Source organism: Knoellia aerolata DSM 18566, assembly GCF_000768695.1.
GTDB classification, from domain to species: Bacteria; Actinomycetota; Actinomycetes; order Actinomycetales; family Dermatophilaceae; genus Knoellia; species Knoellia aerolata.
Genome location: NZ_AVPL01000004.1, coordinates 1 through 12379, shown reverse-complemented (window position 1 = coordinate 12379; position 12379 = coordinate 1). Strand labels below are relative to the sequence as shown.

At 70.7% G+C, this 12379-nt stretch carries 11 protein-coding genes and 1 pseudogene; 9 read left to right on the top strand and 3 right to left on the bottom strand.

The annotated features are described in order from the left end of the window. Positions 1-116: 116 nt before the first annotated feature. The 8 genes from argG to N801_RS02880 all read left to right on the top strand — a co-directional run bounded on the left by argG (position 117) and on the right by N801_RS02880 (position 8552). Positions 117-1544 carry an argininosuccinate synthase gene (gene argG / locus N801_RS02915; protein ID WP_035932668.1) on the top strand — a complete coding sequence of 476 codons (1428 nt, stop codon included), beginning with the start codon at positions 117-119 and terminating at the stop codon, positions 1542-1544. An 87-nt stretch (positions 1545-1631) separates the two neighbouring features. Then, on the top strand, positions 1632-1901 hold the full coding sequence (locus N801_RS02910; protein ID WP_035932666.1) for a hypothetical protein: 270 nt from the start codon (positions 1632-1634) through the stop codon (positions 1899-1901). Between the two features lie 62 nt (positions 1902-1963). After that, positions 1964-3169, top strand: coding sequence for a PucR family transcriptional regulator (locus N801_RS02905; RefSeq protein WP_035932664.1), 1206 nt, complete (start codon positions 1964-1966; stop codon positions 3167-3169). A 78-nt stretch (positions 3170-3247) separates the two neighbouring features. Next, entirely contained in the window at positions 3248-4426 is a 1179-nt protein-coding gene (locus N801_RS02900; RefSeq protein ID WP_035932662.1) for an acyltransferase domain-containing protein, read from the top strand. Between the two features lie 4 nt (positions 4427-4430). Then, positions 4431-5432, top strand: a complete 1002-nt coding sequence (locus tag N801_RS02895) for a beta-ketoacyl-ACP synthase III (RefSeq protein ID WP_035932660.1) — start codon at positions 4431-4433, stop codon at positions 5430-5432. Positions 5433-5528: 96 nt separating this feature from the next. Continuing rightward, the gene (locus N801_RS02890; protein ID WP_035932658.1) at positions 5529-5777 is read left to right on the top strand and encodes an acyl carrier protein; all 249 of its coding nucleotides are present in this window, start codon (positions 5529-5531) and stop codon (positions 5775-5777) included. Between the two features lie 82 nt (positions 5778-5859). Next, positions 5860-7104 carry a beta-ketoacyl-ACP synthase II gene (fabF, locus tag N801_RS02885; protein ID WP_035932657.1) on the top strand — a complete coding sequence of 415 codons (1245 nt, stop codon included), beginning with the start codon at positions 5860-5862 and terminating at the stop codon, positions 7102-7104. Beyond that, positions 7104-8552, top strand: a complete 1449-nt coding sequence (locus tag N801_RS02880; protein WP_035932655.1) for an acyl-CoA carboxylase subunit beta — start codon at positions 7104-7106, stop codon at positions 8550-8552. Before fabF ends, N801_RS02880 begins: the two co-directional genes overlap by 1 nt. A 164-nt stretch (positions 8553-8716) precedes the next feature. Here the strand turns inward: N801_RS02880 and N801_RS02875 are convergent, their stop codons facing one another. After that, on the bottom strand, positions 8717-9232 hold the full coding sequence (locus tag N801_RS02875; protein WP_035932651.1) for a DUF3145 domain-containing protein: 516 nt from the start codon (positions 9230-9232) through the stop codon (positions 8717-8719). Positions 9233-9608: 376 nt separating this feature from the next. Here N801_RS02875 and N801_RS02870 point away from each other — a divergent pair, with 376 nt between their 5' ends. Then, positions 9609-10817, top strand: coding sequence for a WD40/YVTN/BNR-like repeat-containing protein (locus N801_RS02870; RefSeq protein ID WP_035932649.1), 1209 nt, complete (start codon positions 9609-9611; stop codon positions 10815-10817). A 159-nt stretch (positions 10818-10976) separates the two neighbouring features. On the opposite strand, the pseudogene N801_RS02865 reads toward N801_RS02870, so the two are convergent. Together N801_RS02865 and N801_RS02860 are read right to left on the bottom strand one after the other, a co-directional pair. Next, positions 10977-11756: pseudogene (locus N801_RS02865) on the bottom strand (integrase core domain-containing protein); the annotation flags it as partial. A 1-nt stretch (position 11757) separates the two neighbouring features. Next, positions 11758-12379 (bottom strand): IS256 family transposase (locus N801_RS02860; protein ID WP_035932647.1); only part of this gene is annotated, 622 nt, incomplete at its 5' end.

Here is a 12379-nt window from a genome sequence, read left to right as displayed (position 1 = left end):
CAACAGGTGACGAGAGGTTGTGCGCCCAGCGGGTGAGGAAGGCCGTGCAGGAACGTCTGGCTCCCTCGCCCCGCTCGAATTTGTGGTTATGCGCCACTCTGTATAGTCTTGCACTCGTGTCCAAGGTACTCACTTCCCTGCCCGTCGGCGAGCGCGTCGGCATCGCCTTCTCCGGAGGTCTCGACACCTCCGTCGCCGTCGCCTGGATGCGGGAGCGAGGGGCCGTTCCCTGCACGTACACCGCGGACCTCGGCCAGTACGACGAGCCGGAGATCGACACCGTGCCCGACCGTGCCGGGGAGTACGGCGCCGAGCTGGCCCGCCTCGTCGACTGCCGGAGCGCCCTCGTCGAGGAGGGGCTGTCGGCCCTGGCCTGTGGTGCCTTCCACATCCGCAGCGGTGGCCGGACCTACTTCAACACCACTCCCCTGGGGCGCGCCGTCACGGGCACCCTGCTCGTGCGGGCCATGCAGGCCGACGACGTGTCGATCTGGGGCGACGGGTCGACCTTCAAGGGCAACGACATCGAGCGCTTCTACCGGTACGGGCTGCTGGCCAACCCGGGGCTGCGCATCTACAAGCCGTGGCTCGACGCGGCCTTCGTCAGCGAGCTCGGTGGCCGGCACGAGATGAGCGAGTGGCTGACGGCGCGCGACCTCCCCTACCGGTCCAGCACCGAGAAGGCCTACTCCACCGACGCCAACATCTGGGGCGCCACCCACGAGGCGAAGACGCTCGAGCACCTCGACGAGTCGATGGAGGTCGTCGAGCCGATCATGGGCGTCAAGCACTGGGACCCCTCGGTCGTCATCGAGCCGGAGGACGTGCGCATCCGTTTCGTCCAGGGGCGCCCGGTCGCCGTCAACGGTGAGGACCTCGACCCCGTTGCCCTCGTCGACAAGGCCAACACCATCGGCGGTCGGCACGGCCTCGGCATGTCCGACCAGATCGAGAACCGCATCATCGAGGCGAAGTCGCGGGGGATCTACGAGGCCCCGGGCATGGCGCTGCTCCACATCGCCTACGAGCGGCTCCTCAACGCCGTCCACAACGAGGACACGATCGCGAACTACCACGCCGAGGGTCGCCGCCTCGGCCGGCTGCTCTACGAGGGTCGGTGGCTCGACCCGCAGTCGCTCATGATGCGGGAGGCGATCCAGCGCTGGATCGCCTCGGTCGTCACCGGCGAGGTCACCCTGCGGCTGCGGCGCGGGGACGACTACTCGATCATCGACACCCGGGGCGAGAACTTCAGCTACCACCCGGACAAGCTGTCCATGGAGCGGGTCGAGAACGCGGCGTTCGGGCCCCTGGACCGGATCGGCCAGCTGACCATGCGCAACCTCGACATCGCCGACAGCCGGTCCAAGCTCGAGCTCTACGCGAGCCAGCCCGTCGACCAGGGGCAGCTGCTCGTCGAGAACGGCACGCTCTTCGGCGACCTGCCTGCCGGCGGGTACGACCGGATCACCGACAACCCGGTCGACCACGGCCCCGACGTCGACGCCCTGGACCGGGCCGCCATGGAGTCCGGCACGGACTGACGACGACCCCGCCGCCTCGTGTGCCTCAGCGCGAGGAATACCTCGCGCTGAGGCACACGAGGCGGCTCGGGGGTGGATGCTGGGACCGTGGACGGACGTCAGATCCTCGAGCGCGCGGCCGCGTCGGTCGGTGTCCTCGGGCTCGTCGCGGTGCTGCCCTTCTACGTCTCGTCGGGGCTCGCCGCGCCCCTGTGGGCGATCATCCTGCTGCTGCTGCTCTGGGCCGCCCTCGCCGTGTGCGCGGTCCGCTGGTTCACGCGGCGGCCGTGGGTCGTCCTCGTCCTGCCGGTGGTCGCGGTCGTCGTCTGGCTGCTCGCCCTGACACTCGGTGAGCAGCTGCTCGGCTGGCAGGCCTGAGCCACCACGCGACGCACGATGCACACCGTCGGTTGTGCACGGCATACAAATAGACTCCTCCGGTGGCCACCTCCCGCAACCGCCCCTCGGCGGCGACCCGACGCCGGTTCGAGCGCGCCGCCGGCGACCTCGGCGCGGCAGCCGTGCAGCAGATGGAGACGCAGCACGCGTGGTACCGCGCGCTGCCCGCCGAGGAGCGCTCGTGGGTCGGGCTCGTGGCGCAGGCCGGCATCCGCTCGTTCATCGAGTGGTTCACCGGGAGCCAGGACCGCGCGCATGTCACGGCCGACGTCTTCGGCACGGCGCCGCGCGAGCTGACCCGCTCGATCAGCCTCGGCCAGACCCTCGACCTCGTCCGCACCGTCGTCGACGTCGTCGAGCGCGAGTCGAGCGGTCTCGCGGCCCGCGGCGACGAGGTCAAGGTGCGCGAGGCGGTGCTGCGCTACAGCCGCGAGATCGCGTTCTCCGCCGCCGAGGTCTACGCCCACGCCGCAGAGGCCCGCGGTGCGTGGGACGCCCGCCTCGAGGCCCTCGTCGTCGACGCCGTCATCCGTGGCGAGGCCGACGACTCGATGCAGTCGCGGGCGTCCGCGCTCGGCTGGGGCACGACGACCGACGTGTGCGTCATCGTCGGCTCCACGCCCGAGCTGGGGCCCGCCCAGGTCGTGGACCGCCTGCACCGCGAGGCCAAACGCCTCGGTGTCGAGGTGCTCATCGCCATCCACGGGCGCCGGGTGGTCTGCATCACCGGCCAGGTCGCCGACCCGCTCGAGACGGCGTCGGCGCTCGGGGAGTGCTTCGGTGAGGGCCCGCTCGTCGTCGGCCCGGTCGTCCCCCACCTGTATGCCGCGGGGCGCAGTGCTCGTGCGGCGCTGTCCGGCCACGCCGCCGCGCCGGCCTGGCCGATGTCCCCCCGCCCGGTGCTCAGCGACGACCTCCTGGCGGAGCGTGCCCTGCTCGGGGACCTGCCGGCGCGGGCGATGCTCGTGGCGAGGGTGTACGCGCCGCTGGCCGCGAGCGGCGGGGGCAACCTGCTCGAGACCGCGGCCGCCTACCTCGACGGCGGCCTGGGGCTCGAGGGCACGGCCCGCGAGCTCTTCGTGCACACCAACACGGTCCGCTACCGGCTCGGCAAGATCGCCGACAGCATCGGCTACGACCTCACCGACCCGCACGACGCGCAGACCGTCCGGCTCGCCCTGGCGTACGGGCGGGTAGCCCCCGAGCCGTCGACCCGGGTCACTCGGGTTCCGAGACAGGCGTTGTAGGAACCCTCCAAATCTGCGTCGAGAGAATCGTCTGGCTCCGTCTCGCCGGAAGTGCCCTCGCGCGGCGACGCTGAAGGGGTGCTCGTCATCGTGTGCCCTGGACAGGGCTCCCAGACCCCCGGTTTCCTCACCCCCTGGCTCGCCATCCCCGGCGTCCGCGAACGGCTCGGCTGGCTCTCCGCCGTGGCCGGCATGGACCTCCTCCGGCACGGCACCGAGTCGGACGAGGCAACCATCACGGACACGGCGGTCGCCCAGCCGTTGATCGTCGCCTCCGGTCTCGTCTCGCTGCTCGCCCTGTTCGAGCACCCGGCGGACGGCTTCCGTCTCGTCGGTGCCGGCGCCGGGCACTCGGTCGGCGAGATCACCGCCGCCGCGGCCGGTGGCGTCATCTCGGCTGAGCAGGCGATGGTCTTCGTCCGAGAGCGCGGACGGGCCATGGCCGAGGCCAGCGCGGTGCAGCCGACCGGGATGAGCGCCGTCGTCGGCGGCGACCCCGACGAGGTGGCCGCCGCCATCAGCTCGCACGGCCTCACGCCGGCCAACATCAACGGCGCCGGGCAGGTCGTCGCCGCCGGCACCATGGACCAGCTCGCCGCGCTGAGCGCCGCTCCCCCGGCCAGGGCCCGCGTCATCCCGCTCAAGGTCGCCGGCGCGTTCCACACCGAGCACATGGCGCCGGCCGTCGACGTGCTGTCCGGCTACGCCAAGGCGATGTCCACCCACGACGCCCGCGTCCCCCTCGTGTCCAACCGCGACGGAGCGGTCGTGCACAGCGGCCGCGACGTGCTCGGCCGGCTCGTCAGCCAGGTGAGCAACCCGGTGCGCTGGGACCTCACGATGGAGACCTTCGCGCAGCTCGGCGTCACCGGCATCATCGAGGTCCCGCCCGCGGGCACGCTCGCCGGTCTCGCCAAGCGCGTCCTCAAGGACGTCGAGATCCTCGCACTGAAGTCCCCCGACGACCTCGAGCAGGCGCACCGCATGGTCAAGGAGCACGGCGTCTCCTCGGGCGTGGCCCAGGACCCGACGTGGCGCCTCGTCATCAGCCCCGCCAAGGGCATGGTCTCGTTCACCCACAGCGAGGTCGGCACGGCCGTCGAGACCGGCAGCGTCGTCGCCACCGTCGGCACCCTGCGCGACACCTACGAGGTCGTCGCCCCGCATGGCGGTCGCGTCGTCGAGTGGCTCGTCGAGGACGGCGACCCCGTCTCCCCCGGCCAGCCGATCCTCCGTCTGCACCCCCAGGAAGGCTGAGCCGGTGTCCGTCTCCATCACACCCCCCAGCGGCACCGCCCACGCCCGGATCGCCGGCATCGGTGCCTACCGCCCCCGACGCGTCGTCCCCAACTCCGAGCTCATCGAGGCGATCGACTCCTCCGACGAGTGGATCCAGGAGCGCTCCGGCATCAAGACCCGGCACTTCGCCGGCGAGGGCGAGAGCATCATCGACATGTCCGAGGCCGCCACCCGCGACGCCCTCGCGATGGCCGGGCTCGAGGCCGGCGACGTCGACGCCGTCATCCTCGCGACCGTGACCCACCCCTACCAGACCCCGGCCGCCGCCCCCCAGCTCGCGGACCGGATGGGCATGGACAAGCCGGTCGCCTTCGACATCTCGGCGGCGTGCGCCGGCTACTGCCACGGGATCGCCCTCGCCAGCGACATGGTCCGCGGCGGCAGCGCCCACAACGTCGCCGTCATCGGCGTCGAGCGGCTCTCGGACTTCACGAGCCGCACCGACCGCGGGACGGCCTTCATCTTCGGTGACGGAGCCGGGGCGGCCATCGTCACGGCCGCCGAGACGACGGGCATCGGCCCGACCGTCTGGGGCTCCGAGGGTGACAAGTGGGACGTCATCGCCCAGAACGAGAGCTGGATCGACGTCCACGAGCAGAAGCTCGACTGGCCGACCATCGGGATGCAGGGTCAGCGCGTCTTCCGCTGGGCGGTGTGGAGCATGGCCCCGGTCGCGCAGCGTGCCCTCGACGTGGCCGGCGTGACGGTCGACCAGCTCGACGCCTTCATCCCCCACCAGGCCAACACCCGGATCATCGACGCCCTGTGCAAGCAGCTCGGCGTGCCCGAGCACGTCGCCGTCGCGCGCGACATCGTCGACTCCGCGAACACCTCCGCCGCCTCGGTGCCGCTGGCGACCGAACGGATGCTCCGGGAGGGCCTGGCACCCCGCGGCGGCCTCGCCCTGCAGATCGGCTTCGGTGCCGGCCTGTCGTATGCCGCGCAGGTCGTCACTCTCCCCTAGAGACTCCCGCGGTCCGCGGGTCACCAAGGGCCACCGCACCACGCACCACCACGAGAGGTCCGCACCGGGCGGGCCCGAACCACGAAGGAGCACAACATGGCTCAGAGCGAGCAGGAGATCCTCGCGGGTCTCGCAGAGATCGTCAACGAGGAGACCGGGCTCGACCCGGAGAGCGTCCAGAGCGACAAGGCGTTCACCGACGACCTCGACATCGACTCGCTGTCGATGATGACCATCGTCGTCAACGCCGAGGAGAAGTTCGGCGTGCGCATCCCCGACGACGAGGTCAAGAACCTCCGCACCGTCGGCGACGCCGTCTCGTTCATCCAGTCCAGCCAGAGCTGATCCGACGGCGCCGCCCCACCGACGTGGGGCGGCGCCGGGATCCTGTCACCACCCCACGTCCTCTGCAAGGAGTCAACGAAACATGAGCACCGAACGTCGTGTCGTCGTCACCGGTCTCGGAGCCACCACCCCTCTCGGTGGGACGATCACCGAGACGTGGGACGCGATCCTCGCAGGCCGGTCCGGCGCCCGAACGCTGACCGCGGACTGGGTCGAGAAGTACGAGCTCCCCGTGACCTTCGCCGCCTCGATCCACACCTCCCCCGAGGAGGTGCTCACCAAGGTCGAGTGCCGCCGGATGGACCCGAGCGCCCAGTACGCCATGGTCGCCTCGCGGGAGGCCTGGGCCGACGCCGGGTCGCCCGAGGTCGACCCCGAGCGCTTCATGGTCGCCATCGGCACCGGCATCGGCGGCGTCCACACGCTCCTGGCGCAGTGGGACAACCTGCGCGAGAAGGGCGTGCGGCGCGTCTTCCCGCTCGCCGTCCCGATGCTCATGCCCAACACGAGCAGCGGCAACGTCTCGCTCGCCCTCGGCGCGCGCGCCGGTGCGCACACGGCCGTGTCGGCCTGCGCCTCCGGTGCCGAGTCGATGGCCCTCGCGGTCGACCAGATCCGCCTGGGACGCGCCGACATCGTCGTCGCCGGCGGCACCGAGGCAGCCATCCACCCGCTGCCCTTCGCCGGCTTCACGCAGATGCAGGCCCTGTCGACCCGCAACGACGACCCGCAGCACGCCTCCCGCCCCTACGACACGGGCCGCGACGGCTTCGTCATGGGTGAGGGCGCCGCGGTCATCGTCCTCGAGTCCGAGGAGCACGCGCGGGCCCGCGGCGCCCGCATCTACGCCGAGCTGGCCGCGGCCGGGATGTCCTCCGACGCGCACCACATCACCGCCCCCGAGCCCGAGGGCGCGGGTGCGAGCCGCGCCATGCGCGAGGCGGTCGAGCGCGCCGGTCTCACCCCGGCCGACATCGTGCACATCAACGCCCACGCCACGTCGACGCCCGTCGGGGACGTCGCCGAGTCCAACGCGATCCGCCGCGCCTTCGGCGACGCGACCGACGGCATGTGCGTCAGTGGGACGAAGTCGATGACCGGCCACCTGCTCGGTGCCGCCGGGGCCCTCGAGGGCCTCTTCACCATCCTCTCGGTGCACCACCGGATCGCGCCGGCCACGATCAACATCGAGGACATGGACCCTGCGATCCACCTCGACGTCGTCCGCGGCGAGCACCGCAAGCTTCCGCAGGGCGACATCGCCGCGCTCAACAACTCCTTCGGGTTCGGCGGGCACAACGTCGCACTCACCGTGAAGAGCATCTGATGGCCCACCAGCCCAACGAGGCCTCCGCCTCCGCGTCCGCCGCCACCAAGCCCAAGCCGGACAAGGCCAACGACCCCCGCAACCCCCGCCTGCGGCTCGCCGCCTTCTTCGACGAGGGCTCGGTCGAGCTGATCAGCCCCGAGGACGACAGCGGCATGCTCGCCGCCGTCGGCACCTGCCAGGGCACCCCCGTCGCCGCGTTCTGCTCGGACGCGACGATCATGGGCGGAGCCATGGGGGTGGCCGGCTGCAAGGTCGTGCTCACGGCGTACGAGCGGGCGCTCGCGGACGGCATACCGGTCGTCGGCATCTGGCACTCCGGAGGTGCGCGGCTCCCGGAAGGTGTGGTGAGCCTGCACGCCGTCGGTGAGGTCTTCGCGATCATGACCCGGGCCTCGGGCAGGATCCCGCAGATCTCGGTCGTCATCGGCGCTGCGGCCGGCGGTGCGGCCTACGGGCCCGCGCTCACCGACATCGTCATCCTCGCCCCCGACGGCCGGATCTTCGTGACCGGACCCGACGTCGTGCGCTCTGTCACGGGCGAGTCCGTCGACGCGCTCCGGCTCGGCGGTCCCGAGCCGCACGGCCGCCGCAGCGGTGTCGTCCACGTCGTCACCGACTCGACCGAGCAGGCCTACGAGCGTGGGCGCCAGCTCGCCTCGCTGCTCGCCGACCAGGGCACGCTCGACGTCGCCGGTGTCGCGGACTTCGACCTCGAGGAGACCTTCCCCGAGTCGGCCAAGCGCGCCTACGACGTGCACCCGTTCGTCGACAACGTGCTCGACAAGGGCGCCGACTCCGTCGAGCTCCACCCCCGGTGGGCCCCGAACATCGTCACCCAGCTCGGCCGCTTCGGCGGACGCACCGTCGGCGTCATCGCCAACAACCCCATGCGTCTCGGTGGCTGCCTCGACTCACCGTCGGCCGAGAAGGCCGCGCGGTTCGTGCGCATGTGCGACGCCTTCGGCGTGCCCCTCATCGTCCTCGTCGACGTCCCGGGCTACCTTCCCGGCGTCGGACAGGAGTGGGACGGCGTCGTCCGACGCGGTGCCAAGCTGCTCCACGCGTTCGCCGAGGCGACCGTGCCGCGGGTGACGCTCGTGACCCGCAAGACCTACGGCGGCGCCTACATCGCGATGAACGCACGATCGCTCGGCGCCACCCGCGTCTTCGCGTGGCCCACCGCGCACGTCGCCGTCATGGGCTCGGTCGCCGCGATCCGCATCCTGCACCGCCGGCGACTGGCCGAGGTCGACGACAGCGAGCGTGCGGCGGTCGAGCAGCAGCTCGCCGAGGAGCACGACCGTCTCTCCGGCGGCCTGGCCCGCGCGGTCGAGATCGGCGTCGTCGACGAGATCGTCGAGCCCTCCGTCACCCGGTCCGCCCTGGCCCGCGCCATCGCGGACGCCCCGCAGCGCCGCGGGGACCACGGCAACATCCCCCTGTAGGCCCTCCCTCACTGCACGAAGCGGTTCGCGAACCGTCCCGTGGTTCGTGCTCCGGTTCGAACGGGACCGCGAGTCACGTCGAGGTTCGCGAACCCTTTCGTGCGCACGCACGAGGCCCGCTCCCCCTGTACGGGAGCGGGCCTCGTGTCGTCCGTGGTGGTCGGTCAGCCGACCTGGTGCAGCCAGCGCACCGGAGCGCCGTCACCGGCGTAGCGGAACGCCTCGAGCTCGTTGTCCCACTCCGTACCCAGAACCTCCTCGATCATCTCCTCGATGGCGTCGGGCGATCCCTGCGCGAGCATGAGGATCTCCTTGAGGCGCTCCTCGCCCACGACGGCGTCCCCGCTCGACGAGGTCGCCGTGTGGTGGATCCCCAGGCTCGGGGTGTGCGACCAGCGTGAGCCGTCGCTGCCGGCGCTGGGGTCCTCGGTCACCTCGTAGCGCATCCCCTGCCAGCCTCGCAGCGTGGACGCGAGGCGGGCACCGGTCCCCTGCTCACCGATCCACGACCACTCGCCCCGCATCAGGCCCGGCGCAGCGGGCTGCGGGGTCCAGTCGATGGTGACGCGCGAGCCCGTCGCGGACTCGAGCGCCCAGGTGATGTGAGGGCACAGCGCTGCCGGGGCCGAGTGGATGAACACCACTCCCCGGGTCGACACACGTCGCGTAGCGACAGACATCCTGGCCTCCTTCACGTGCAAGGGACGTCTTCCCCAACGCCGTCGCACGTGTTCTCGGAGGGCACCGGTCCGGTATGCCGCTCAGCTCGCTGTGCAGGTGCCGTCAGCACCGTTGTCAAACGCCTCACGAGCGGACTCGTGAACCGTGGGCCTCATCATGCCCCATGAGCACCGCTGACACCATCCGGAACACGCCGGGGTGGCAGAGCCCGCACCGCTGCGAGCCCAGCCGAGCCCGGTCGGTGAAGGTGGCGCATCGTATAGTCCTTTTGAGCCATTTGCGAGTTCTGAGTTGCCTAACCTCTGATCCACCTTGACTATTAGGGCCTGACCCGTTCGGGTCAACCCCCTGCGTCTTTCACGAGGAGCGCCCACGATGGGTACCCGCCCCCTGTCCACCCGTCCCCTGCTCGCCGCCCTGGCCGCCACCGCCGTCAGCGTCGGCTGCGTCGGCGGCCTGGCCGCCGCCCCGGCCCAGGCGAAGAAGCCGGCCCCGCCGACCCCGGTGACCACCACCACCGTCCTCCCGACCTACCCGACCTCCATCGTCGGTGTGAGCCCGCAGGCGCTGGCCAAGTCGACCACGTCGGGCAAGACGATCCGCAGCCTGACCATGGACAACGGCAAGTTCTACGTCGGCCACGGTGACTACCTCGGCAACTCCGGACCGACGAAGGTCAGCACCTTCGACCCGGTGACCCGGACCTTCGCCGAGTCGGGCCTCACGGCTCCGACCGAGGAGATCACCACCTTCCGCAAGATCAACGGCAAGCTCTACGCGCCGTGGACCGACCCGACCGGCTCCGCGACCGCCAACCAGGGCTTCTCCACCAACGCCAGTGGCACGTGGACCAACCAGTTCAAGGCCCCCGCCGAGCACGTCTTCGACGTCGCCAGCCTCAACGGCTCCGACCTGTGGATGGTCGGTTCGGCGAAGAACGTCGTGGGCACGAAGGGCGGCGCGGCCGCGTACCGCTCCACCGACGGCGGTGCCTCCTGGTCGCTCGTGGCCAAGGACACCTCCGTCGTCGAGCTGGGGCAGGAGCGGTACTACTGGGCCGCTGCGCTCAACGGCAAGATGTACCTCCAGGCGCACGGCGTCACGGAGGACGCGCCTCTGCGCGTCTTCAACGGCACCTCGTGGTCGACCGTTCCGGGGGCCAACCCCTGCAACACGGTCGAGTCGCGCTCGGTCGAGGTCTTCAAGGGCAGGATCCTCTGCACGAGCTTCGGGATCGGCGTCGTCGCGTTCGACGGCACGAAGACCACCACCGTCCTGCCCTCCACCAAGTGGAACATCCTCGACTTCGACGTCCCGGGTGACGGCTACATCTACGCCCTCTCGCGCGGCGGTGTCTACCGCAGCGCGGACGGCCTCAGCTGGACGGGCCTGACCACCGTGCCGACCTACGCCTGGTCGATCGGTGTCCACAACGGCACCATCTACCTGGGCGAGCGCCTCAACGCCACGATCCGCAAGGTCGACGGCCTCAACCTCGCGTCTGTGACCACCACGGCCACGACCACCACCGCGGCGACGACCACGACCACCCCGTGCAAGGGCAAGTCCGGCAAGGGCTGCTGACCTCCGCACGCGCGTGAAGGCGGGTCGACCCACACCGGGTCGGCCCGCCTTCGCGCTGTCGCCGGCGTCCGGCAGTCACGCCGCAGTCAGAGTGGGGCTGTAGGCCTTCGGGTGATGGCTGACGGTGTGACACCGGTTGATCCTTGACACTCCTAATCTTCAGTCTGTCGTGTGCTTCTTGGTGAGCGCACCTCCTAGGGGTCTTTTGTTGCGGACGGGGCCGGTGCTGTCGCGGCGGACGGTGCGCAGGAGCTCGTTGCCGATCCAGAACTGGAGGGTGTCTGGGCCGACGTGGACGTCGCAGCGTTCGCCGGCACGGTGACGTCCCACGGACACTTGTTGCCAGGACACGCAGACGACGCCGACGGTGGAGACCTTGCGGGCGACCCAGTCGGGTCCGTCGCGGTCGGGGTGCTCACGTAGAGGCCGGGGCGCGGCGACGGTGAACTTCTCTGCGGGGGTGGCCATGTCCAGGGACTGGTGGGGCCGGTCCTGGTTGTAGGTGGCGACCCATTCGTCGAGGGCTTGCTGCGCGGTGGCCTGTGAGGTGAACGTGGCGCCGGTGAGGAGCTCGGCACGCAGGGTGCGGTGGAACCGCTCGATCTTGCCGGTGGTGGTGGGCGAGCGGGGTTTGGTCAGCAGGTGCTCGACGCCGTTCTCCCGGCAGATCCGGTCGAAGAGGACCTCGGTGGGCGGGTGGTTGAACCGGCCGGTGAACACCTTCCCGTTGTCGGTCAGGACCTGTTCGGGCACCCCGTGGGCGCGCAGTGCTGCCGTGAAGGCGTCACAGACCAGCTGGGTGCGTTCCTTGACCAGCAGGGCCGCGCATACGCAGAACCGCGAGTGGTCATCGACCCCGGTCAGGCACTTGAGCGTGGTCCCGTCACGCAGCCCGATCCCGGAGCCTGTCAACTTATCTGTGTAAGAGAGGGTCATTGGGTCAGAGGTAGGCGTTGATGCGGTCGGGGTAGACGAGGGCGAGTTCGCCCAGGGCAGCTTTCCAGCCGTGGACTGCGGCGCCTTCGACCAGGCGAGGGATGGATTGCCGGTCCTTGCCTTTGCCGGCCTGCTTGGCGCGTTCGCGGGCGCGTTTGTCCTCGATGTTGCGGATCGCCAGCCAGAGCAGCTTCACGACGGCGTCGTCGCTGGGGAAGTGGCCGCGGTTCTTGATGATCTTGCGCAGCTGGTAGTTCAAGGACTCGATCGAGTTCGTGGTGTAGATGACCTTGCGCAGCGCCGGCCCGAATGCCAGGAACGGGGTGAACCTTTCCCACGCCCTGTGCCAGGCGGCGACCGCGGCCGGGTACTTCTTGCCCGCGGCGGAGTCGGCGAACGCTTCGAGCGCAGCCAGGGCGGTGTCCTCGTCGGCGGCGGTGTAGATCGGGCGCAGCAGCGCCGCGACGGCCTTGCGGTCCGAGTACGACACGAAGCGCATCGAGGCCCGGATGAGGTGCACCACGCACGTCTGAACCATGGCCTTGGGCCAGGTCGCCTCGATCGCCTCGGGGAACCCGGTCAGGCCGTCGCAGCAGACGATCAGGACGTCCTTGATGCCACGGTTG

Excerpts from the sequence above, each read along its gene's own strand:
- N801_RS02870 (WP_035932649.1), top strand. The coding sequence starts at position 9,609 with ATGGGTACCCGCCCCCTGTCCACCCGTCCCCTGCTCGCCGCCCTGGCC.
- fabF (WP_035932657.1), top strand. The coding sequence starts at position 5,860 with ATGAGCACCGAACGTCGTGTCGTCGTCACCGGTCTCGGAGCCACCACC.
- N801_RS02880 (WP_035932655.1), top strand. The coding sequence starts at position 7,104 with ATGGCCCACCAGCCCAACGAGGCCTCCGCCTCCGCGTCCGCCGCCACC.
- N801_RS02890 (WP_035932658.1), top strand. The coding sequence starts at position 5,529 with ATGGCTCAGAGCGAGCAGGAGATCCTCGCGGGTCTCGCAGAGATCGTC.
- N801_RS02875 (WP_035932651.1), bottom strand. The coding sequence starts at position 9,232 with ATGTCTGTCGCTACGCGACGTGTGTCGACCCGGGGAGTGGTGTTCATC.